We start from the raw sequence: 22,055 nt of genomic DNA, 5'->3' as shown, positions 1-22,055 counted from the left end.
AGGATTTGAGGCCCTTGGTCTCTCCGGTCCCGTGTTCGGACGGTGGCGACATGGTTTTGCTTTCTGTCGTCATGCTCTCATTCCTTTTCGCTGACGATGAGCGACATGATGCGCTCCTGACTGGCCTCTGCCGCGGGCATTTCCCCGACAAAGGCGCCTTCGTTCATGACATAAATCCGATCACACATGCCGAGCAGCTCGGGCATCTCGGAGGAGATCATCACGACCCCTTTGCCCTGCGCCGACAGCTCGTTGATGATCGCGTAAATTTCGTATTTCGCACCGACGTCGATCCCGCGCGTCGGTTCGTCGAGGATCAGAACCTCGGGGTCGGTGTTGAGCCATTTGGCGAGAACCACCTTCTGTTGGTTCCCCCCTGAGAGATTGCCAACCTTCTGAAACACCGAAGGCGTGCGGGTGCGCAGGGCTGCCCTGTATTTCTCGGCGACAGCGGTCTCGTCGTTGTCGTTGAGCACCCCCCGCTTGGACACGCCCTCCAGATTGGCCAGCGTCGTGTTGAACTGGATCGTCTCATCGAGAATGAGGCCAAGGCTTTTGCGGTCTTCGGTCACATAGGCGAGACCCGCGGTAATCGCACGGTCCACACGGGACACATCGGCGGTCTTCCCATGGAGCTTCACCTCACCGGAGATATTGCGCCCGTAGGATTTGCCGAAGATCGACATGGCAAGCTCTGTGCGTCCCGACCCCATGAGACCGGCAATCCCCACGACTTCCCCTGCCCGCACGTTCATCGAGATGTCTTTGATGATCTGGCGTTCGAGGTGCTGCGGATGCCAGACGTTCCAGTTCTCGACCTCCATAAGCACGTCACCTGCACGGCGGTCGCGGTCCGGATAGCGGTCGGACATATCGCGCCCCACCATATCGCGGACGATCTGGTCCTCGGAGAGACCCTGTTTGGCATCCAGAGTAGACACAGAGGTGCCGTCACGGATCACGGTCACTGTATCGGCCACATAGCGCACTTCGTTGAGCTTGTGCGAAATGATGATCGATGTGACGCCCTGTGCCTTCAACTCCAGCATCAGGTCCAACAGCTTCTTCGAGTCATTCTCCTGAAGCGCGGCGGTCGGCTCATCGAGGATCAGCAGCTTCACGTCTTTGGAGAGCGCCTTGGCGATCTCAACCAACTGTTGTTTCCCGACACCGAGGCTATCGATGAGCGTGGTCGGGCTTTCCTTCAACCCGACCTTAAGCAACAGCGCTTCGGTCCGGTGGTTTGCTTCGTGCCAGTCGATGACACCTGCACGGGCGGTCTCGTTTCCGAGGAAAATGTTTTCGGCAATCGACAGTTGCGGGACGAGCGCGAGTTCCTGGTGGATAATGATAATCCCCCGCTCCTCGCTGTCACGGATACCGCGAAATTCTGCGAGCGCGCCTTCGTAGTGGATTTCGCCATCATAGCTCCCCGCCGGATAGACACCCGAGAGTACCTTCATCAGCGTGGATTTGCCTGCCCCGTTCTCACCGCAGATCGCGTGGATCTCTCCGCTTTTCACAGCGAGGTTCACCTGATCGAGCGCTTTGACGCCCGGGAACTCTTTGGTGATGGACTGCATTTCAAGAAGCGTTGTCATACAAGCCTCCTTTGTTGGAAAACCCGTCCGCTCAAAGACTGGGGGGAGAGCGGACGGGTCTGGAGGAGGGACTTAGTTGATCTGGTCTGCGGTGTAGTAACCGGAGCCGATCAGGATCTCTTCCCAGTTGGACGCATCCACGGCCACCGGTTCGAGCAGGTAGGACGGAACCACCTTCACGCCGTTGTCATAGGTGGAGTCGTCGTTGATCTCCGGCTCGGAGCCTTCGAGCACCGCGTTGACCATACCCACGGTGACTTTCGCAAGCTCACGGGTGTCTTTGAAGATCGTGGAATATTGCTCACCCGCGAGGATCGACTTGATCGACGGAACTTCTGCGTCCTGACCGGACACGATCGGCATCTTCAGATCACCGGAGCCGTAGCCCACGCCTTTGAGCGAGGACAGGATACCGATGGAGAGACCATCATACGGTGACAGCACGCCGTGGACTTCCTTGTCGGTGTAGTTGGCGGAGAGGATGTTATCCATACGCGCCTGAGCCACTGCACCGTCCCAACGCAGGGTGCCGACCTTGTCCATGCCCATCTGGCCGGACTGAACCACCACAGAGCCGTCGTCGATCAGCGGCTGAAGCACGCTCATGGCGCCGTTGTAGAAGAAGTAGGCGTTGTTATCGTCCGGAGACCCGCCGAACAGCTCCACATTATAGGGGCCTTCGCCAAAGCGGGACTTGAGACCGTCCACGAGGCTCGTTGCCTGCTGCACGCCGACTTTGAAGTTGTCGAAGGTCGCGTAGTAGTCGACATCACCGGAGTCACGGATGAGACGGTCATAGGCGATGACCTTCACACCTGCCGCCGCCGCGTTTTCCAGCGCATTGGAAAGCGTGGTGCCGTCGATGGCTGCGATCACAAGCACGTCCACACCTTTGGTGACCATGTTCTCGATCTGGGACAGCTGGTTCGGAATGTCGTCTTCGGCGTATTGCAGGTCGGTGTCGTAACCGGCGGCCTGAAGCTCTTTCACCATGTTGTCGCCATCGGCAATCCAGCGGGCCGAGGATTTGGTGGGCATGGCAATCCCCACAAGACCGTCTGCATAAGCAACGGACGCGAAAGCAATGGCCGCGGTTGCCGCGGTCAGTAACGTTTTGATCTTCATGTTGTCCTCCCGAAAGATGCGCGCCACTCCTTTGCTCCCGTGACAGCGCTCTTCTTGTAAATTGGTGACCCTGTTTCGAGGTCGCACAAGGAATAAAGGGAAGTTTACATCACTGTAAAATGAAGATATCAGCAATCTGCATATCAAAACTGGTATATTAGGGGATTACGTTGCGTCTCGCCCGTCAGATAAAGCCCACGCACCTCGATCTCGTCCTCCGTATCTCTGAGGTCGGCCAACTTCAGGTCGCGGCACGCGCGTTGAACATGACCCAACCGGCGGCCTCGCGAATCCTCAGCGAGATTGAGGACCGCTGCGGCGCGCTCTTGTTCAAGCGCACGCCGAAAGGAATGGAGATCACGCCCACCGGCGAAGCCTTCGTCCGCCACGCGCGCGTGGTGCTTTCCGGTCTCGACGGTCTCGAAAAGGAAGTGGCCTCTCTCACACAGGGCATCTCCGGTGAGGTGCGCATCGGATCGGTAACGGGGCCCGCTGTCGGTATTCTCCTCCCCGCTATGGCCGTGATGCGGGAGCGAACGCCCGACATTTCCCTCTCTATCGAAGTTGCCCCCTCAACGGACCTCATCCGTGGTCTTGATGAAGGGCGGTTCGATTTCATTCTCGCACGGGTGCCTTCGACCCATGACGGACAGGACCTTCACATCCACCCTGCCCGCTCCGAAACCGTTCGGCTTATGGTGAGAGAGTCCCACCCGCTCGCCGGCCAGTCATCGGTCCCGCTCGACGCATTGGGCGACTATGACTGGGTCATTCAGGAACGCGGGTCCCCCATTCGCGAAGCGATGGAGCAGGCCTTTTATTCCGTCGGCGTGGAAGTGCCGCAGAGGGTGGTTCATACGTCGTCCCTCCTGATGGTCGAAGCCCTACTCGCCACCTCCGACATCATCGCCCCGCAATCGCGGGAGGTGGCAGAACTCCTGACCGGCCCCGACTTCGGCGCGAAACTGACGATGATCGACACGGCGACGGAGATGACCGTCACGCCCTATTTCGTCATCCGCAACACCTCTCGGGAAATGCCGAGCAGTGCGAAACTCTTCTATGAGGAAATCCTGCGCCATCTCTGACGCGCAGGACGCCTTAGTCCTACAAGGCCGTCCACGCCGCATCCTCAGTGGAAGACCGCGCACAGGCCGCGATGAAATTCATCCCCGCGAGCCCCGCATCCAATCCGGGCAACAGGTTCATCGCGTCTTCGCCCCTCTGGGCCGCACGGATCGCAGCGGCAGCTTCCGTGTAGATATTGGCGAAGGCCTCAAGATACCCTTCAGGATGCCCGCCCGGCGTGCGGCTAACCGCATTGGCAACATCGAGCGCCCCTGCTCCGCCGCGCGTCAGCAGACGCTTCGGCTCTCCAAAGGGTGTGAACCAGAGCTTGTTCGGCTCTTCCTGTCCCCACGACAGACCACCCTTTTCGCCATAGACCCGCAAGGTCAGCGCGTTCTCACATCCGACAGCCACCTGACTGCACCAGAGCATCCCCCGCGCACCGCCTTTGAACCGCAGCATCACATGGGCGTTGTCATCCACCGCACGCCCCGGCACGAAGCTCTGCAAATCGGCGGCGAGAGTGTCGACATCCAGCCCCGTCACGAAGCACGCGAGGTTGTGCGCATGGCTCCCGATATCCCCCGTCGAGCCACCAAGCCCCGCCCGCGCGGGGTCCGTGCGCCATTCGGCCTGCTTGCCCCCCGTGTCATCGGCGAGCCAGTCCTGCGCATATTCGACCTGCACCACGCGGATCGCGCCCAGATCGCCACGCGCGACCATCTCGCGCGCCTGACGGATCATCGGGTAGCCGGTGTAATTGTGGGTGAGGATGAACAGCGCATCGCTCTCGCGGATCACCTTGGCCAGTTGCTCCGCCTGTTCCATCGTCGCGGTGAGAGGTTTGTCACAAATGACGTGAATACCGCGTTTGAGAAACGCTTCCGCCGCCGCGCCATGCACATGATTGGGCGTGACAATGGCGACGGCTTCAATCCCGTCGGGACGCGCGGCTTCCGCCTCTGCCATCTCTTCGAACGAACCGTAACACCGATCCTCAGAGAGACCCAAGGCAAGGCCGCTTTCGCGCGACTTCTCAGGCGTGGAGGACAGCGCGCCAGCCACGAGGTCATATTCCCCGTCGAGACGCGCGGCATAGCGGTGCACCTCTCCGATAAACGCATCGCGGCCACCGCCGACCATCCCCAACCTGATCTTAGCCATCAGTAAATCCTCGCCCTTTTTTAGCGTCGTAGCGCTCTGCGCTCGGCTCACACGCCCGAGATCACGAGGCGAACGGCGCTTTGGATATGTGCTTCAACATCCTCGGCTGCCATCGGCCGCCCCATCATCGCGCGGGTGACGGGCTCTGTGACCAGCATGTCGTGAAACAGCACCGCAAGTTCAGGCGCACCGGACGATTTCTCGATCTGACTGCGGAAGATGGATTGGCTGCGCCTCGGGCCGACCTCATACCAGTGCGTCATCAAGTCGGGAAACTGGACCGAACTCGCAATAACCATGCGCTGAAACGCAATGTGCTTTGGTGTCAGCAATTGCCCCAATAGCGTGCGCCCCAAAATCTGCAGCCCGATTTCGAGATCAACCGGCCCGAGAACGAGTTGATCCAGAGGCGACAGGAACTCTTGGCTCATCCGCTCCACGACCGCTGTGAACAGTCCGGTCTTATTTCCGAACTGCCGGTAGATATTGGTCTTGGACCCCCCCGCTGCGGCGACGATTTCATCCACCGAGACCGCGTCGAACCCTTTCCCGAGAAAGAGGTCTGTCGCCGTTTCAATGAGTGCTTCTTGCCGCGCAAGGCCGCGCGCAGTCAGGGTCGCCCGCTCAGACATCAGGCGTTCCCTTGGCTTTTTTGACGCTCTGACGGCGCATGGTGATGGGCGGGGCGGAAGGCTTTGCGATCGACATGCTGCCCATAGAACAGAGAGCCGATGACAATTGCAACACCGACCGCTTGGAGCGGCGACGGCACCGCGCCCCTGAAGACCGCATCAAGAACAAAGGCCGTGATCGGAGTCAGGAGCATCATCGGCGCCACAGCCGACGGTCCAGCCCCATGAATACCGGTGAACCAGAGGTAGAACGGCAGAGCCGTTATCACGAGGGCGAGGATGCCGAGACCGAGGACATTGGTCATCACGAGGCTCTCGGGAATATCGCCGAGGACAAGCGCGACAATGGAGAGTTCCGCACCCGCGATGATCATTTGCCAAGCCGTCAGGCTCATGATCGACGACGGACGGCCCCATTTGTGGATCAGAGTGCCCCCCAAGGCGACCGAGAGTGCGGCACCGAGCGCGGCCAAGATGCCGATGAAATCCAACTCTGCGCCGCCTTTGAGCACGACCATCGCCACACCGACTGCGCCGGCAACAACGGCAAGCAGTTTGGCTTTCGACGGGATTGCGCCGAGCACGGGCAGCGCGAGAAGGACCATAAAGAGCGGCCCAAGAGCTTGGAACGTCGCGGCGACACCACCAGGCAGACGAATGGCGGCAATAAAGAGCAAACCGAAGAACAGGCCGTTGTTGAGCGTGCCGAGGACAATCAGTTTCCCCCACCATGCTTTCGGCGGGAGGTCGCGCGCGAGCAGGAGCAACGGCAGCCCCCCGAAAAGTGCGCGCACAGCCGCGATAAACCACGGGTTCGGCGGCAGCATGGTGGTCGTGAGAATGTAGGTAAAGCCCCACAACATGGTCGCGGTCGCAGCCGCGGCTTTGGGCGGTATCGTCATTGTTGGTTCAATCCAGTGCAGTCAGGGAGGAATCGGGTTTGATAAATTTATTCCCGATTTGATACGATTTAGTATCATTTTGGAAAACGCCTGCCTAGTGACTTCTTTGACGGCACCCACAAACGAAAACCGCCCCCTCTTTGCGAGGGAGCGGCCCGACGTAAACGCAACCAATTTTACTCGTTAAAAGCTTAGAAATAAGCGCCTGTGAGCAACTCACGATCCTCTTTGATCGCCTCCGCAGAGGTCGTCAAATGCACCTGCCCTTTACGCAGCACGACAATGTCGCTCGCGAGTTGCAGAGCCACCTCGACGAATTGCTCCACCAGAAGGACCCCCACTCCGGAGGCCGCCAACTCGGACACCACGCCAACAAGGCGTTTCACGATCAACGGTGCGAGACCGAGTGACATTTCGTCGATCAGCACATAGCGCGGCCGTGCCATGAGCGCGTGCCCAATGGCGAGCATCTGTTGCTGTCCGCCGGACATGGTGCCCGCCTGTTGACGCTTGCGCTCGGCCAATTCGGGGAACAGCCCATAGACCCGCTCAAGCGCATCCTTCGTTTCCGCAACAGACAAGAGCGATGCTGCAGCGCGCAGGTTGTCATCGACGGAGAGCTTTGTGAGCACTTGGTGCCCCTCCGGCACAGCAGCAACGCCAGCAGACCGGATAAGGTTCGGCGCCTGTCCGGAGATGGTGGTGCCATCTGCACGGATATCGCCACCCGTGACGGGCAAGAGCCCTGCAATGCCCAGAACAAGCTCGGATTTACCCGCACCGTTCGCACCCAAGAGTGCTGTGACCTTGCCCGGTTCAACGGTGAGAGAAACGTTTTTCAGAACGGCGATGCCGTCTTTTTCAATGGTGACACCAGAGAGCTCAAGCATGCTCTTCCTCCACTTCGATGCCCAGATAGGCCGCCTGAACCGCCGGATCGCGCAGCACGTCAGACGTCGGACCAAAGGCCACGCGTTTGCCGAAATCGAGCACCAGCGTCTCGGCGCAGATGCGTTCGATCAGTTCGACGTCGTGGTCGATGACCAGAACTTTGGCCCCCGTCAGATCATGAATGCCGAGGATCAGATCGCCGAGGCGTTCTGTCTCCTCCGGCGTCAGACCACCGGCGGGTTCGTCGAACATGATCATCTTCGGGTGGCCGATGACACAGCGTGCGACGTCGGTCAAACGGCGTTCGAACGTGTTCAGATCACGGCCCATTTTGCCGAGAATATCCGTCACGCCCGCGAAGTCGGCAGCGCGTTCGAGATCCGCACGTTTGTCGGCGCGTGAGCCGTGCAGGTGATCGGTGATCGCCATCAGGTTTTCTCGGACGGTGAGGTCATTGGCGATCTGCTCCTTCTGGAACGACCGTCGCAGGCCCCAATGCACACGCTTGTGCGGCGGCAGTTTGACGAGATCGGCACCATCGACAATCACATGGCCATTGTGCGCATCGAGAAAGCCGGAGATGACGTTCATCGTCGTGGTCTTGCCCGCGCCGTTCGGACCGATGAGGCCGGACACGTTCGCGGTGAAATCCGCCCCGATGTGATCGAGCGCGACCACACCCCCGAAGCGCACGGTGAGGTTTTCCATGGAGATCATGCCTTGGCTCCTTTGTTCTCGGGGCTTTTGCGGCCGGAAAAGAGCGCACGAACGGCCCCGTTGATCTGACCCGCAAGGCCATCGGGCGCGGACATCACAGCGTGCAGGAGTGCGGCGCCGAAGATCACGAGCGACAGATCGGCATCAACGCCCCAGTTGTTTAGCAGGCCGGGCACGACGCGGAACAGAACTGCGGAAATCACCGCCCCGTACCAGAAGCGTGCACCACCGACGATGACGAGGGCAAAGAGCATCACACTCTCGCTGGCGCGGAAGGTTGCAGCGTCTAGAAGGCCGAGGCTCCCCGCCAGAAGACCGCCACCAAGACCGGCCAAAAGACCGGACAAACCGAAGGCCCATGTTTTGTAGAGCGTCACGTTCACACCAGAGGCGAGTGCAGCGGCCTCGGATTTACGGATGAGCGCCCACGCACGGCCCGGTGCCATCCGGCGATGCAGCTCGATGAGCACGAACCCGATGACCAGCCACAGCATCGTGTAGCGCAGGTAGGCGGCGTCGCTTTGGGCAAAGATCGGACGGCGCATCTCGGCGGCAAAGGTGGTGCCAACGCCCCAGAACCCGTCTGCTCCGTTCGGGAACTGCTTCGCGGTAAAGACAATGTCGAGACCGGCGGCAAACATCAGGGTGATGAGCGCGAGATACAGACCCCGCATCCTCAGCGCCGGAAGCGCGATCAGGTTTCCGAGGAACATGGTGACCGCGCCTGCGACCATCAGGTTGATCTCGAACGGAAAGTTGAAGGCGTGGTTGAGACGCAGAGTGACCCAACCGCCCACGCCCATAAGGCCGACCTGTACGAGGCTGACCATCCCGAGACGGGTGTAGAGGAACCCTGCCCCGGCGGCGGCCATGGCGAAGGTGGTGGTGGAGGTGAAAATCTTGACCCACTGGCCACCGGCAAAAGCCGGCAGCAGAAGGATCAGCGCAAGGCCGAAGACGGCCCAGATCGTGTTGGAGGTCGAACGCATCAATCGTCTCCTGCAAAGGTCAGGCGGCGGCCACGGTTCATCGCCAGAAGGACAAGCGCCGCGATCACGAAGGGCGCGATGGGGCGCACCTGTTTGAAAGTGTCGGAGAAGGTCAGCAGGCTCTCGATCACACCGATGGCGAGACCACCCATGAGCACGTCCGGCAGGCTCTGCAACCGGCCACAGATGGCGGCGGCAATACAGGGAATGACCATGAAGGTGATCACCGACGGCTCAAGACGCACGAGATCGCCGAACATCAGACCGGTGAAGCCGAAGAGAAGACCGGACAATCCCCACGCGAGCGTTTCGACGCGCAGGATCGGAATACCGATGAGCGAGGACAGCGACCGGTTGTTGGCCAGAGCCCGCATCTGTAGACCGACACGCGTGGTGTTGAGGGAAATGGTGATCCCGACGACCAGAACGATGGCGGCCAGAACCACGAGCAGACGGGTCACGGTCACGCGCAGGCCGAGGATCATCACAGCCATGCTGTCGGTCGGCAGCGAGAATTTGCGCGGCTCGTCGGGGAACAGGAAGCTGACCACACCGAGGATCGCAATGGCATACCCGAGCGAAGCAACGGCCTTCACGACCGGCTCACGCCACGCCATTTGCGGTGCGATGACACGTCCGTAGAAGAGCGCGAGAGCCACACCGATTGCCAGCCCGCCAACCCAAGCAACAGGACCGAACAGTCCCCACTGCACGAGCTGCCAAGCGGCCATCACAGAGGCCATCCCGATGGCGCCCGCGGAGAGGTTCAGAACCCCGGTTGCGCGATAGAGCACGACCAAGCCGATCCCACCCAAAGCGTAAAGCGATCCGACGGCCAGACCGGAGACGATGAACATCCCCTGAACCATCGCGGGCTTGCCTGCCCCAAACCAAAGCGCAACTCCTGCGCAGGCTGCCACACATAGTGCAGCCGTCCGTAGCACATGCCACATGTTCGTTCCCCTGTATTAAGAAGAATGCCGCGTCCCATGTTTCGGAGGCGTGGGACGCGGCGGGTCTGCGTTGGGAGGTTCTCAGCGCAGTCCGAGCGCCTCTTCTTGCGCGAAGATCGGCGCAAAGTACGGGCTGTCGTATTCGTAGCAGTCACGCACCGTCTCGAAGCCGCCGTCTTTCACGACAACCATCGTGCCAGCGTGGTTCGGCATGTGACGGTCCGCTTCGCCAACGTAGAACGGGCCACAAACGAGATCGCTCTCATAACCGGTGATCGCGGTGATCGCCTCGGTCACTTTGGCGCGGTCGTCGAGATCAGCCGGATCCATGTCCATCAGTGTATCGACAAAGATCTGCGCAGCGAGGAAGCCGGCTTGGCTGAAGCTGTCACGCGGGTCTTTCGGATCGGCATAGGCGTCCATCACGGCGAGCCAGTTCTGGGAGTCCTCTCCACCTTTGTCCCACGGGGTCATTTCCGTGTTCACAAAGAGTTTGCCATCCCAATATGCACCGAGTGCCGCAGGCGCGTCGCGGTCATAGAGCGGGGTCGAGGACGCCCACTGGTATGCATCGCCGAGACCTTGCTCTTCGGCGGCTTTCAGGATCGCGATGGCGAGACCTGCGGGCAGGTTCACGAGGATCGTATCCGCGCCAGAGGCGACAGCTTCGAGCAGGCCGGAATTCACGTCAGGAGACGCCGGGTTCAGGTAAACGCCGGAACCGGACAGGCCCTTGGATTCCATGTAGCCGACAACCGCGCCGCAGGACCACGGACCGGAGTTCGGGATGGTCAGAGCGATACAGGACACGTTCTGCGAGCCCTTCTCTTCGACCATATACATGGCTGCACCGATGGAGGACGGAAGCGGGCCCTGGTTGGTGGAGACGATGTTCGAGCTTTCGAAACACTCGGAGGCTGCACAAGCGGAGGCCATGGTCATGACGTTCTGCTCTTTGTAGAGACCCGCGTTCACGGACATTTCGACGAAGGAGCCGTTGCCAACCATCGCGACGACGTCTTCGTCAACGAGCAGTTTGGACGCCGCCTGAGCCGCAAGCTCCGGGTTCCACTGGTCGTTTTCGACGAGGTATTCAATCGGACGGCCGTTGATCCCGCCATTGGCGTTCACACAGTCGAAATAGGCTTCGGCTGCTGTGGTCGAGGCGGAAAAGTCGCCCGGTGCCGCGTTGCCGTGGATGCCGCCGACCTTGATCGGTGCGCCAGTTGCGGCTTCGCCAGTGTTGGCGCCGCAGATCGGGTCGGCAAAGGCCGCCCCGGCCACAAACATCAGGCCCAGTGCTGTGCCTGCAGTCTTCAGTGTTTTGTTCATCGGTTTTCCTCCCTAGATGAGTGTTGTGGCCTTAGGCGGCCACAACGGTTTCCTTGCCGGTGATGAAGCGGGAACAGCGTTCCGCAATCATGATCACCGGAGCATTGGTGTTGCCGGACACGAGCGTCGGCATGACAGATGCGTCAGCCACGCGAAGGCCCTCCAGACCGCGCACGCGCAACTCGTTGTCGACGACCGACATCTTGTCGCTTTCCACACCCATTTTGGCGGTGCCGCTCGGGTGGAACACGGTTTTGCAGGTCTGGCGCACGTAGTCGCGCAGCGCATCCATGTCTTTCTCCAAACCCTCTTCGGGCAGGGCACGACGTTTGATGAATTTCTGCATCGCAGGCGCGTTCATGATGTCGATGGCCTTGAGCACGCCACGGGTTAGAACTTCGAGATCGTCGCTATCGCGGAAGGTCGCCGCATCGAAGAGCGACTTGTCCGTCGGGTTCGAGGACCGCAGACGCACGGAGCCGCGCGATTTCGGACGCAGGAAGCACGGCGCGATCTGGAAGCCGTGGGCCTCAATCGGTGCACGGTCGACCCACCCCGCCATGAAGGGAATGCAGTGGAATTGCACATCCGGCTGACCGGCATCAGACACATCGGCAAAGCCGCCGCATTCCACAACGTTGGAGGCCACAAGCCCGGTGTTGGTGAGCAGATAACGCAGCATGTGACGCACGGCCTTGAGACCTTTGTCTTCGCGGTAAAGCGAGATCGGCTCATAGGTTTCGCCCTGAACGGTGCTTTCCATGTGGTCCTGATAGTTCGAGCCCACGCCCGGCAGATCAGCCACAACCTCAATCCCGTGCTCACGCAGATGCTCGGCCGGACCGACGCCGGACAGTTGCATCAGACGCGGTGTCTCGATGGCGCCTGCGCAGAGAACGATCTCGCCGCGTGCGGTCATTTTGCGCCCGTCTTCGAGCTGCACGCCTGTCGCGCGCTTGCCCTCGAAGAGGATCTTGGCGACGCGGGTCTGCGTCATGATCGTCAGGTTCTTGCGCTTTTCGGCCTTACGCAGGAACGCCTGCGCGGAGGACCAGCGACGGCCGTTGTGGGTCGTGGACTGGTAGAAGCCCACGCCCTCTTGGATTGCGCCGTTGAAGTCGGGGTTATACGGCAGACCGACTTCCTGACCCGCGCGGATGAAGGCGCGCGATAGCGGGTGTTTGTTCGGGGCCTCGGACACGCGCAGTTCACCGTCCGTGCCGTGGAAGCCATCGGAGAACACCATGTTGTTCTCGACATCGCGGAACGCCGGAAGCACGTCGTCGTAGGACCAGCCTTTGTTGCCGAGTTGCGCCCACTGATTGTAGTCGTTGGCGTGGCCGCGGATGTAGATCATCGCGTTCACAGAGGAGCCGCCGCCAATGACGTGGCCCTGAAGCACAACGGATTCACGCCCGTTCACGCCCTCGTCGCGCTCGCCCACATAAGGAACAATGTCGCGGCCCTTTTCGATGACTTTGAAGAAGGTCGACGGGATGTGGATATACGGATGGCTGTCGCGATGGCCGCTTTCGATCAGAAGCACGCGCTTGGAGCTGTCTTCCGACAGGCGGGACGCCATGACACAGCCAGAGGAGCCACCGCCAACAACGATGTAGTCAAATTCATTGCTCATGGTTCATTCTCCTTCAGATGTGCAGGACCTGAATTTCGGTGTTCTCGAAGAGACCCTCTTCACCGAATTCACGCCCGATCCCGGACATTTTCGCACCGCCGAACGGAGCGACCGGGTTCAAACCGCCATGGCTGTTGATCCACGCCGTCCCGCATTCGAGACGCAGGGCCAGTGCCTTGGCTTTCTCAACGTCTTTCGACCAAACAGACCCGCCGAGACCGTTTTCGCTCGCGTTTGCGGCGGCAATCGCCTCTTCGACGTCGGTGAAACGGATGATCGGCAGCGCAGGGCCAAACTGTTCTTCGTGGATGAGCGGCGCGTCGTCCGGCAGGTCGGAGACGAGCGTGATCGGGAAGAACAGACCCTCATCCGGTGCGCCTCCGAGCAGCACGTTGCCGGTTTTGGCGGCATCTGCGACGAGGCTCGCAACTTTGTCGAATTGCATCTGGTTGTTCACCGGACCGAGCACGTTGACCTCATCAAGACCGTTGCCCATCTTCACGTTGCGCGCATAGGCGACAAAAGCATCGCAAACTGCGTCGTGAATGTCGTCGTGGACGTATAGACGCTTCATCGCGGCACAGGTCTGACCGTTGTTGATGAACGCACCCCAGAAGAGTTTTTCCGCGATCTCGTTCGGATCGCAATCCGGCAGGACGATGCCCGCGTCGTTGCCGCCAAGCTCGAGGGTCAGACGCTTCATCGTGTCGGCTGCGGATTTCATCACGCGGGCGCCGGTGGCGCAGGAACCGGTGAAGACGATCTTGCCGATGTCCGGGTGGGAGGACATGGCTGCACCAACATTGGCGACTTGGTCGTCGGACGTCACGATGTTGAGCACGCCTTCAGGCAGCTTGCCGGACAGAAGCGCAACGGTCTGCAGCGTGGAGAGCGGCGTGAACGGCGACGGCTTGATCACCACGGTATTGCCTGCACGCAGCGCTGGCATAATGTGCCAGATCGCGATCATGACCGGCCAGTTCCACGGCGTGATCGAACCGACAACGCCAATCGGCTTGCGGTGAAGCTCGACGCGGCCTTCATTGTTGTCCTGAAGCACTTTCACCGGCAGGTCGAGCGACGCGGTGTGGCCGGTCCATGCCTGAGCTCCACCGAGCTCGAAACGCGAGCCGAGACCGCCAAGCGGTTTCCCCTGCTCAAGCGTCAGCGTGTGGGCAATCGCTTCTGCATTCTCTTCGAGAACGGCGACCAGCGCAGCGACAGCGGCCTTACGCTCTGCGTCCGGCTTTGCGGCCCAGGCCGGGAACGCGGCCTTTGCGCTTGCAACGGCGCGGTCGAGATCATCAAGCGTCGCATTCGGCGCGCGCCCAACAAGTTCTCCGGTAGCCGGGTTAAAAACATCGAAAGTCTTGTCACCGGCGACAGATTTGCCGCCGATCGTCATGCCGAAATCCAGCATTCGAACTCCTCCCTTAATCGTGGAGGTCAGAATGTCGGAGTTCGAGAAGTCGGTCTTGGACGGACGCGACGCAAGAATTGACCGCTGGCGACAAAAATGTCGCAGACCTGTCGATTTGTTTAACTTGTAAAGTGACCAAAGATTCGGCAGTTTGAAAACATGCAGCAGACAACGAAATACACCAATCAGCCTGTTGAGGCTTTTGTGTCAGACCTGAGATCGGTCTGCGGATATTTCGACGTGCGCCCCGCCGAAAACCAGCGCGAAATGCAGGGGGGCGCCCGTCTCGAACACCGTGCGGGTCTCGAACTCGGGCGGATGGCCATGGACGTTCAGCAGGTGATCCGCACCTCGCAGTCCGTCAAACAGGACACCGGCGAGAACTACTTCCTGATCCTTCAGGAAGAGGGAAAAGCGCTGATGAGTCAAAACGATGTCTCTGTGATGATGACACCCGGCGACATGGTTCTGATTGATAGCGCAGCCCCGTCGGAATTCACCTTTTTCGGCCAGTTCAACCGCCAGCTTTCGCTCCATCTGCCGCGCGCAGAGCTGCATTCCCGCTTCGGCTACGACCTCTTGCGTGGAGGTCTAAGCATGCCGCGCCACGACCCGATGAACATCGCTCTCTATGGTGTTCTGGCAAAAGTCATGGGCACCGAAGACGCGGCGGGTGCGACGAATCATTACCTGCGCGAGGCCATCATGGGGCTGCTCGGTGCAATGCTGCACGAACGATCAGGCCGTGAGGATTTTGCCGGCATCGAGGCGGATTTGGGCCATTCCCATGCGCTCACGGCGGGACAGGCCTATATCGACACGCATTACCGCAATCCCGACTTGAGCGTGCAAGACATTGCCGACGATCTCTGCATGTCGTCGCGCCAGTTGCAGCGCGGATTTGCCTCCGCAGGCACGACGCCGACGAAATATCTCATGATGAAACGTCTGGAGCATACGCGGCGCGGTCTCGATGATCGCCGCGCCGGTCGTCGTGATGACCTCATTGCCTCCATCGCCTATGAGGCCGGTTTCTCGGATCTGTCCTATTTCAACCGCTGCTTCCGCAAGGCGTTTGGCCAGACCCCGAAAGATTACCTTCGGGTCATCGGATAATCCGGCGACGGGCCCCTGCCCGTCTCCGATCCGCACATCGTTTCAGACACGCAAAAGCCCCGCGAAATCTTCGCGGGGCTTTTTCAATTTCGGACCTGTCGCAGAGCGATTAGTCGAGCGGGAAGAACACGTTCACCTGACCGGTACCCGAAGACGGGAAGTAGTCGGTCACGACCTCTGCCTTGCCTTTGTATTTGTCCCAGCCAAGCGCGCCGTAGAGCATGATCGTGTCGTGCATGTCGCCTTCGCCGTCGCAGTATTTGGCGTAGTCCGGCAGCATTTCGAGGAACAGCTCATGCTCACCGTTCTGCCACAGTTCGAGCACGCGGCGGTCGACCACCTCGTTGAACTTGGACGAAATGGTGAAGGTGCCGTTGTTCTCCGCATAGATGTCGTTCGGCCAGATCTGGTGGCTGAGCGAGCCGGACGCGATGAGTGCGACCTTGCTGTCGGATTTCTTGATGGCTTCGGCAATGGACGCGCCCAGATTGCGGGACTGTGCGAGCGAGTGCACGGTGCACATGGCGGCGACGGAAACCACTTTCAGGGACTCGTCGTGATCCATGTTCATATAGCGCATCGGCACGAGGGTGCCGTATTCGAGATCAAGGCTGTCGACCTGGTGGCTCAGCGTATAGGTGCCGTTAGCCTGCGCGGTTTCCGCAATCAGATTGCCGAGCGGCGCATTGCCTTCATATTCGTAGGGCATGTCTTTGATGAATTGCGGGAATTCATGCGAGGTGAACATACCTTTGAAGTTGTAATTCGCGTTGATGTGATAGGCTGCGTTGACGAGCCAGTGCGTGTCGAGCACGACAAAGGTGTCTGCGCCAGCTTCACGGGCGCGACGGCCCAGCTCGCGGTGCCCGTCGATGGCCGACTGGCGGACGCCTTTCAAAGGACCGTCCAGCTCGGACATGACCATCGTTGGCACGTGCGTGACCTTCGCGGCCATTACGATCTCACCCATGGTTACCTCCCAAATTTGGTGAACATGTTAATTAAATAGCAACCCCCGCCAGATAATCTTTGATCGAGATCAATCTGGCGGAGAGAAGTCGTGTTATCCGGCGACGAGCCACAAGGAAATCGTCGGGAATGCGATCAACAGGATCAGTCGCAGAATATCTGAAATCCAGAACGGCAGAATCCCCTTGAAGATCGTCTTCAGTGATACGTCCGGCAAGGTGGCTTTCAGCACGAAAACGTTCATCCCGACCGGCGGTGTGATCAACGAGACCTCGGTGACAACAACCACGATAATCCCGAACCAAATCAACGCGTATTCCGGATCGTAGAGAATATCGAGACCGAAATCGAGTTGGTACATCAGCGGGTAGAAGATCGGCACGGTCAACAGGATCATCGACAGGCTTTCGAGCACGGTGCCGAGGACCAGATAGATTGCAATAATCATCGCCATGACAACCCAAGCGTTGACGTCGAGCCCGTCGACAAATCCGGCCAGCTCGTCCGGCAGACCCGCGAGGTTGATGTAGTTCGAGAACACCTCTGCCCCGATGACCACGAGAAAGATCATTGCAGTGCTCTCTGCCGTTTCCATCAGCGACTGCCAGATTTCCGGCAGTTTCGCGTGACCGGTCACGACCACCATCAAGAGCGCCATACCCGCGCCCATCCCTGCGGCTTCGATCGGGGTGAAGAACCCGCCATAGATGCCGATCATGATGAAAGCAAAGAGGGCAATCGAGAGGATCACACCGTAGAGACCTTCGACAGGGTGATCATCGACATCGTATTCTTTCGGTGCGAGCGACGGGTTCACCAAAACGGCGGCCCAGACAGCGAGCACATAGCCCAAGAGACCGATCAGACCCGGAATGATCCCCGCGAGGAACAGAAGGCCGATATCGCTCTCGGTCAGGATGCCGTAGATGATCAGGATCACAGACGGCGGAATGAGAATGCCGAGCGTCCCGCCCGCTGCAATCGCCCCCGACGACAGGCTGTCGGAATAGCCGAACTTGCGCAGCGACGGCATAGCAACTTTGGACATCGTGGCCGCCGTCGCGAGCGAGGAACCGGACACAGCCGAGAACCCGCCACAGGACAGAACCGCCGCCATAGCGAGACCGCCCGGCATCTTGCGCACGAGGCGCTGGGTGGCCGAGAACAGACCGGAGGCCACACCGGAGTGCGCCAAGAGGTTGCCCATAAAGATAAACAGCGGGATCACGGAGAGCGAATAGGAGAACACCGTGTCAAACGCGGTGGTCGAGAGCATCGTCAGAGAGGCCGAGGTGCCGCGCAGCAGGGCAAAGCCGACAGAGCCCACGACGATCATCGCGATGGCAATCGGCACCCGAAAGACCGCGAGCATGAGAAGCAGCGCGGTTGCGATTAACGGTTCAAGCATATCAGAACTCCCGACGGACGTCTTCGTGGACCAGCGAGACAATGCCGCTGAGCACATAGGTAAGCGCGCCAAGCGCGGCGGCAGGCCAGATCGGAAGCGCGAGATCGTTGGTCACAGCGCCATCTTCCATGAGTTTGAGACCGTGAACGCCGACGTTCCAGCTCAGAACAAAGAAAACGATGGCCATGACCGAGGCTCCGAACATTCCGGCGAGCCGGTTCGTCCGCGGCGACCAAAGGTGGCTGAGCAAGTCGACTTCGACATGGCTGCCCTTGAACGTGGTGATCGGCAGAGCGGCGAGCACGAGATCCGCAAGCAGGATCTGCGTCAGCTCAAAGGCCCCCGGCAAAGGTGAATCAAACACATAGCGTCCGATCACATCGACCACCGTCACTGCTACCATCATCAGGATGAGTGCAGCACTCAGCCCCGGCAGCACGCGCGCGACGAGAAAGCGAAGCCCCCGAAGGGGCATCGCGAAGGTGCCATTGAAACCGGTCATTGTGCCGGTTTCGCGGTCTGCATTTCAGCAAGAGCGGCTGCGCCGTCAAAGCCTTGGCCAGCAACAGCCTCGACCCAAGCCTGCTCCAGCGGGCTGGCAACGGCCTGAATGGCCTCGAGCACGGCAGCGTCGGCTTCGTAGACGGTGATGTCGGCGGAACCGGTGGCGTCATAACCGGTGGCATCCGCGTCGTTCCATGCCTGACCAGCGAGTTCAGAGAAGGCCACGCCGGAAACGGACATGATGGCCTCTTGGTCAGCAGCATCGATGGAGTCCCACTTGCCTTCGTTCATCACGAGGAACCATGAGGTGTTGTAGAGGCCGCCCGGAACGGTCATCACGTCGGTGATGTGCTTGTCGAGCTTGAACGCACGCACAGAGTCCATCGCCATGCAAAGACCGTCGATCACGCCGCGGGTCAGTTTTTCGTAAACTTCGCCAGAGGACATGAAGAGGGTCGTCGCACCCAGACCGCTCATCAGATCGGCCGGATAGCCACCCGGCGTGCGGACTTTGAAGCCGCTGAAATCGTCAGGAGTGGAGAAGTGGCGATCTTTGGACAGGAGAACACCCGGACCGTGGGTGAAGAGGCCCAGAAGATGCGTGCCTTCGTGTTCGGCAGCAGCGTCGAGCTGTTCGGTGTAGACGGTCCAGAAGTTGCTGGAGGTCTCAACGGCGTCATCGCCGAGGAACGAGAACTGGCCCACACGGGAGCGCAGGAAACGGTCGTCACTGGTAAAGCTGTGCAGACCATAGGTGATGTCTGCCACGCCGTCGCGCGCCATGTCGAAGTGCGCCGGCGGAGCGCCAAGCGGCTTGGCGAGAACGCGAACGGTCACGCGGCCTTCAGTGGCTTCCTCCACCTTTTCGGCCCACGGCTTGATCGCGCCGATCACGAGCGGGTGGCGCGGCGGCAGCCAGCTGGAGAGCACGAGCTCGGTTTCGGCAAACGCAGCGTTGGAGCCGATAAGCGAGGCCGCCAATGCGGTCCCTGCGAGAAAGGCACGTTTCGTCATCTTCATGGTAATCCTCCCAAGAGTGTATGATGCAAAGTCCGGGGAAAGTTCGTGTCGATGGCCTCCGAAGCAACTGACACGGCCCCAATCTTCGCGATTAAGTTAACATGTTAATTGTGGGACAAGCAAGTCTCGCCCGCCCCACAGAGTTCACTGTGACGTCAGGAAAACTTGGCTTTGAGGCCCACAAGGCCCGCCCGCAGGACGCCCACATCGGACCCGACGGCGAGGAATTCGACACCGAGTTCGCGATATTCTTGCGCAAGCTTCTGATCCGACGTCAGAATTCCGGCGGCTTTACCAGCGGCCTTGATGCGCTTGAGTGTGCTCACCACAACCTCTTGCACCTCGGGTGCGCCAGGTTGTCCCAGGTAGCCCATGTCGGCTGCGAGATCGGCCGGACCGACAAACACGCCATCAACCCCCTCGACCGCGAGAATCGCGTCGAGCGCGTCGACGCCCGCCATGCTCTCGACCTGAACGAGGACGCAGACCTCGTCGTTTGCCGTCTGAAGATAATCGGGGATCGCGTTAAAGGCAGAGGCACGGGCCAGAGCCGCGCCAACACCCCGCACACCCATCGGCGGGTATTTCATGGAGCGGACGACCTCGGCGGCCTGATCACCGCTCTCGATCATCGGCACGAGGAGCGTCTGCGCGCCGGCATCGAGCATCTGTTTGATCTCGGCGCGGTTGTCGTCGCGGGTGCGCACAACCATCTGGGTCTTGTCCGCGGCAGCGCGCAGTTGGCTCAGCACTTCGATCAACCCGTTGGGGCCGTGCTCTCCATCAATGATGAGCCAGTCGAAGCCGATACCGGACGCCAGTTCCGTCGCAGCCGGATCGCCCAGACCCAGCCAGAGACCGATCTGGACATCGCCCGCCTTAAGACGGGCTTTGAAAGTGTTTTTCGGTGCAGGCATGTGCTTTCCCTTATTCGAAATTGACGGACACGGTGCCGAACGGACCGTAGTCGGCTTCGATCTTCGTTCCCGACGGGCACTCGATCGGTGCGATGAAGGAACCGGCGAGAACCACCTGCCCTGCTTCGATCCGCTGACCGTATTGGCCCATGCGCTCGGACAGCCAGACGATGCCCATGACAGGATCGTTCAACACAGCCGCGCCGAGCCCCGTGGCGACCACTTCGTCGTTCTTCGTCAGGATCGCCCCGACCCAGCGCAAATCAAACGCCTCAGGCGCGTGTTTCTGCGGGCCGAGAACGATGCCACCGTTTGCGGCATTGTCAGAGACGGTGTCGAAAATCTTGCGCGTCTTGCCGGTTTCCGGATCGGCACGCAGGATGCGGGTGTCGAGGATTTCGATGGCAGGCGCGACGAAATCCGTCGCCGCCAGCACCTCTTCACGCGTCACTTTGCCCTCAAGCGGCGCTTTCATGACAAAGGCGATCTCGGCCTCGATGCGCGGTTGGATAAAGCGGGTGGCGGGCACGGTGCAGCCGTCCGCAAAATCCATGTCGTCGTAGATCACGCCGCTGTCCGGCGTCGTGATCCCGAGTGCGTCCTGCATCACCTTCGAGGTAAGGCCGATCTTCCAGCCGATGATCTCGCGGCCTTGCGCCAGTTTCTGTGCCATTTGCGCAGATTGGATCGCATAGGCATCATCCAGCGTGATTTCCGGATGTTTCAGCGACAGAAGACCGATCTGTTCACGGGTCTCCTCAGCCGCGAGAAGCGCGGCTGCAGCGGTTTCGATGTCGGTTTGGGCGAGCATCACTCGTCCTCCACACCGTTGCGCAGGATGCCGATGCCTTCGGCTTCAACTTCGACCACGTCACCCGGCTTGAGCCAGATCGGCGGATCAAAGCGTGCGCCTGCACCCGTCGGCGTGCCGCAAACGATGACGTCGCCCGGCACGAGCGTGCAGTAGGTGGAGACGTAGTTCACGATGTAGCGGAAGTCATACATCATGCGCGAGGTGCGATCCTGCTGACGCACTTCGCCATTCACGCGGGTGGTCAGTTCGATATCGTCGAGCTGGTCTGCGGAGCGGAACGGCACGAGCCACGGACCGATGGAGCCGGTGCTATCCCAGTTCTTGCCCTGCGTGACGTTGAATTTCGCGTGGCGGACCCAATCACGGATCGTGCCTTCGTTACAAAGCGTCAGCGCGGCGATGTGGTCATAGGCGTCTTCTTTGGCAATGCGGCGACCGCTTTTGCCGATGACAATGGTGACTTCGCCTTCGTAATCAAGCTGCTCGCTCTCCGGCGGGCGCACCATGTTGCCGTTGTGGCCAGTGAAGGAGCGCGGGAAGCGGATGAACATCGACGGATAGGATTTCGCGTCCGTGGTGCCGTCTTTGTATTCCGCGTTGCGATCCGGGAAGTTCACGCCGATACAGATCAGCTTTTCCGGTTTCGCGATCGGGATGAGGTAGGTCACATCCTCTTCGCGGTAGGTCGGCGCGCGGCCTTCAGAGGATTTGAGCACCTCTTCGAGTGCACCGGCCTCGACCACGTCTTGCAGCGTGGGGAAACGGCTGCCGTATTCCGGCGTCATGTCGATGATGCCGGCGTCAGTCACGACACCGTAGCGGTCGGCACCATTGGCGTGGAATGCGGCAATGCGGGCTGGAATGGATTTCATAGGGC

At 60.1% G+C, this 22,055-nt stretch carries 21 protein-coding genes; 2 read left to right on the top strand and 19 right to left on the bottom strand.

Annotated features, from left to right (window positions below; translation table 11 throughout):
* Positions 1-77: 77 nt before the first annotated feature.
* Together mmsA and chvE are read right to left on the bottom strand one after the other, a co-directional pair.
* Positions 78-1,601 carry a multiple monosaccharide ABC transporter ATP-binding protein gene (mmsA, locus tag LA304_RS15240; RefSeq protein WP_224504022.1) on the bottom strand — a complete coding sequence of 508 codons (1,524 nt, stop codon included), beginning with the start codon at positions 1,599-1,601 and terminating at the stop codon, positions 78-80.
* Between the two features lie 72 nt (positions 1,602-1,673).
* Positions 1,674-2,726 carry a multiple monosaccharide ABC transporter substrate-binding protein gene (gene chvE / locus LA304_RS15235; RefSeq protein ID WP_224504021.1) on the bottom strand — a complete coding sequence of 351 codons (1,053 nt, stop codon included), beginning with the start codon at positions 2,724-2,726 and terminating at the stop codon, positions 1,674-1,676.
* Between the two features lie 170 nt (positions 2,727-2,896).
* On the opposite strand from chvE, the gene LA304_RS15230 reads away from it, so the two are divergent.
* The gene (locus LA304_RS15230) at positions 2,897-3,814 is read left to right on the top strand and encodes a LysR substrate-binding domain-containing protein (RefSeq protein ID WP_224504020.1); all 918 of its coding nucleotides are present in this window, start codon (positions 2,897-2,899) and stop codon (positions 3,812-3,814) included.
* A gap of 19 nt (positions 3,815-3,833) precedes the next feature.
* Here the strand turns inward: LA304_RS15230 and LA304_RS15225 are convergent, their stop codons facing one another.
* The 10 genes from LA304_RS15225 to LA304_RS15180 form a co-directional block, all read right to left on the bottom strand.
* Positions 3,834-4,958: a Gfo/Idh/MocA family protein gene (locus tag LA304_RS15225; RefSeq protein ID WP_224504019.1), complete on the bottom strand. Its 1,125-nt coding sequence runs from the start codon at positions 4,956-4,958 to the stop codon at positions 3,834-3,836.
* 47 nt (positions 4,959-5,005) lie between these two features.
* A complete protein-coding gene (locus LA304_RS15220) occupies positions 5,006-5,590 on the bottom strand; it encodes a TetR/AcrR family transcriptional regulator (RefSeq protein WP_224504018.1) in 585 nt (194 codons plus the stop codon).
* The gene (locus tag LA304_RS15215; protein ID WP_224504017.1) at positions 5,590-6,492 is read right to left on the bottom strand and encodes a DMT family transporter; all 903 of its coding nucleotides are present in this window, start codon (positions 6,490-6,492) and stop codon (positions 5,590-5,592) included. The genes LA304_RS15220 and LA304_RS15215 overlap by 1 nt, the downstream gene beginning before the upstream one ends.
* A gap of 191 nt (positions 6,493-6,683) precedes the next feature.
* A complete protein-coding gene (locus LA304_RS15210; protein WP_224504016.1) occupies positions 6,684-7,382 on the bottom strand; it encodes an ABC transporter ATP-binding protein in 699 nt (232 codons plus the stop codon).
* Positions 7,375-8,100, bottom strand: coding sequence for an ABC transporter ATP-binding protein (locus LA304_RS15205; RefSeq protein WP_224504015.1), 726 nt, complete (start codon positions 8,098-8,100; stop codon positions 7,375-7,377). The genes LA304_RS15210 and LA304_RS15205 overlap by 8 nt, the downstream gene beginning before the upstream one ends.
* Complete coding sequence (locus tag LA304_RS15200; RefSeq protein WP_224504014.1) at positions 8,097-9,089, bottom strand: branched-chain amino acid ABC transporter permease; 993 nt, start codon at positions 9,087-9,089, stop codon at positions 8,097-8,099. Before LA304_RS15200 ends, LA304_RS15205 begins: the two co-directional genes overlap by 4 nt.
* Entirely contained in the window at positions 9,089-10,042 is a 954-nt protein-coding gene (locus tag LA304_RS15195; protein ID WP_224504013.1) for a branched-chain amino acid ABC transporter permease, read from the bottom strand. The genes LA304_RS15200 and LA304_RS15195 overlap by 1 nt, the downstream gene beginning before the upstream one ends.
* Before the next feature lie 81 nt (positions 10,043-10,123).
* Positions 10,124-11,374, bottom strand: coding sequence for an ABC transporter substrate-binding protein (locus tag LA304_RS15190; RefSeq protein WP_224504012.1), 1,251 nt, complete (start codon positions 11,372-11,374; stop codon positions 10,124-10,126).
* A 31-nt stretch (positions 11,375-11,405) separates the two neighbouring features.
* Positions 11,406-13,010, bottom strand: a complete 1,605-nt coding sequence (locus LA304_RS15185) for a GMC family oxidoreductase (RefSeq protein ID WP_224504011.1) — start codon at positions 13,008-13,010, stop codon at positions 11,406-11,408.
* Between the two features lie 13 nt (positions 13,011-13,023).
* On the bottom strand, positions 13,024-14,430 hold the full coding sequence (locus LA304_RS15180) for an aldehyde dehydrogenase family protein (protein WP_224504010.1): 1,407 nt from the start codon (positions 14,428-14,430) through the stop codon (positions 13,024-13,026).
* Positions 14,431-14,589: 159 nt separating this feature from the next.
* Here LA304_RS15180 and LA304_RS15175 point away from each other — a divergent pair, with 159 nt between their 5' ends.
* Positions 14,590-15,546: a helix-turn-helix domain-containing protein gene (locus tag LA304_RS15175; protein ID WP_224504009.1), complete on the top strand. Its 957-nt coding sequence runs from the start codon at positions 14,590-14,592 to the stop codon at positions 15,544-15,546.
* A gap of 109 nt (positions 15,547-15,655) precedes the next feature.
* Here LA304_RS15175 and hpaD read toward each other — a convergent pair whose 3' ends face one another.
* The 7 genes from hpaD to LA304_RS15140 all read right to left on the bottom strand — a co-directional run bounded on the left by hpaD (position 15,656) and on the right by LA304_RS15140 (position 22,050).
* Positions 15,656-16,516, bottom strand: a complete 861-nt coding sequence (hpaD, locus tag LA304_RS15170) for a 3,4-dihydroxyphenylacetate 2,3-dioxygenase (protein ID WP_224504008.1) — start codon at positions 16,514-16,516, stop codon at positions 15,656-15,658.
* A gap of 93 nt (positions 16,517-16,609) precedes the next feature.
* A complete protein-coding gene (locus tag LA304_RS15165; protein WP_224504007.1) occupies positions 16,610-17,923 on the bottom strand; it encodes a TRAP transporter large permease in 1,314 nt (437 codons plus the stop codon).
* A gap of 1 nt (position 17,924) precedes the next feature.
* Positions 17,925-18,425, bottom strand: coding sequence for a TRAP transporter small permease (locus tag LA304_RS15160; protein WP_224504006.1), 501 nt, complete (start codon positions 18,423-18,425; stop codon positions 17,925-17,927).
* Positions 18,422-19,447: a TRAP transporter substrate-binding protein gene (locus LA304_RS15155; protein WP_224504005.1), complete on the bottom strand. Its 1,026-nt coding sequence runs from the start codon at positions 19,445-19,447 to the stop codon at positions 18,422-18,424. Before LA304_RS15155 ends, LA304_RS15160 begins: the two co-directional genes overlap by 4 nt.
* 155 nt (positions 19,448-19,602) lie before the next feature.
* The gene (locus tag LA304_RS15150) at positions 19,603-20,364 is read right to left on the bottom strand and encodes an aldolase/citrate lyase family protein (protein WP_224504004.1); all 762 of its coding nucleotides are present in this window, start codon (positions 20,362-20,364) and stop codon (positions 19,603-19,605) included.
* A 10-nt stretch (positions 20,365-20,374) separates the two neighbouring features.
* Positions 20,375-21,175 carry a 2-oxo-hept-4-ene-1,7-dioate hydratase gene (gene hpaH / locus LA304_RS15145; RefSeq protein WP_224504003.1) on the bottom strand — a complete coding sequence of 267 codons (801 nt, stop codon included), beginning with the start codon at positions 21,173-21,175 and terminating at the stop codon, positions 20,375-20,377.
* Positions 21,175-22,050, bottom strand: coding sequence for a fumarylacetoacetate hydrolase family protein (locus LA304_RS15140; protein ID WP_224504002.1), 876 nt, complete (start codon positions 22,048-22,050; stop codon positions 21,175-21,177). Before LA304_RS15140 ends, hpaH begins: the two co-directional genes overlap by 1 nt.
* Positions 22,051-22,055: the final 5 nt, after the last annotated feature.

Origin of the sequence: Celeribacter litoreus, from assembly GCF_020165855.1 — a bacterium.
Taxonomy (GTDB): domain Bacteria; phylum Pseudomonadota; class Alphaproteobacteria; order Rhodobacterales; family Rhodobacteraceae; genus Celeribacter; species Celeribacter litoreus.
Note: the sequence above shows the minus strand (reverse complement) of the source record. Positions and strands in the feature narration are given on the sequence as shown.